The 645-nt window shown below is 66.4% G+C and carries 1 protein-coding gene; it reads right to left on the reverse strand.

Features of this window, described 5'->3' with window-relative positions:
- On the reverse strand, positions 1–636 hold a 636-nt coding region (locus IEZ09_RS45990; protein ID WP_189260155.1), incomplete at its 3' end, for a transposase.
- Positions 637–645: the final 9 nt, after the last annotated feature.

The raw sequence follows: 645 nt of genomic DNA on the forward strand, positions 1-645 counted from the left end.
TTCGAACTCGCGGCCGTAGTAGTGCTTGTCCGCGATCACCGCCTGGCCGGGACGCTCGGTCACCAGCGCCGGATCGGCTTCGAGGATGCCCAGCAAGGTCTGCCGTTCATCGGCCTTGGCACCGGTCAGCGCGTAGGCGATCGGTAGCCCGCCCAGCGTGCAGACCAGATGCAGACGCAGTCCCCAGAAGAACCGGGAGTGGCTGGAGCAGTAACCGAACTGTGCCCACCCGGCCAGATCCGAGCGTTTCGAGGTCTCGCGGGAACGCCCGCACTCGACCGGCGTGGAGTCGACCAGCCACACGTCATCGGTCCACAACGACGTGTCGACTGCCAGGATCCGGATCACCGAGCGGATCAGCGCCGCGGCCCCGCGCAGCCGCTTGTTGTAACCCGGTTGCAGTGGCAGATAACGGAACAGATGGCCCAGATGCGCTCGTGCGTGCCGCAGCCAGCGGGCCTCGGAGGTGAACCCGAGCAACGCCTGCATCACCGCCAGCGTGACCAGCTCGGCATCGGTCAGCCGCGGCTGGATTCCGATCTTCGGCCGCCACGGCGCGAGACCGGGTGCCGCCGCCAGCAGATCGTCAGTTCTGACATAGAGTGCGGTCGCGAGGGTGTCCAGCTCATTCGTCACACAATGATC

The sequence above is a fragment of the Lentzea flava genome (genome assembly GCF_014648475.1).
Taxonomy (GTDB): Bacteria; Actinomycetota; Actinomycetes; order Mycobacteriales; family Pseudonocardiaceae; genus Lentzea; species Lentzea flava.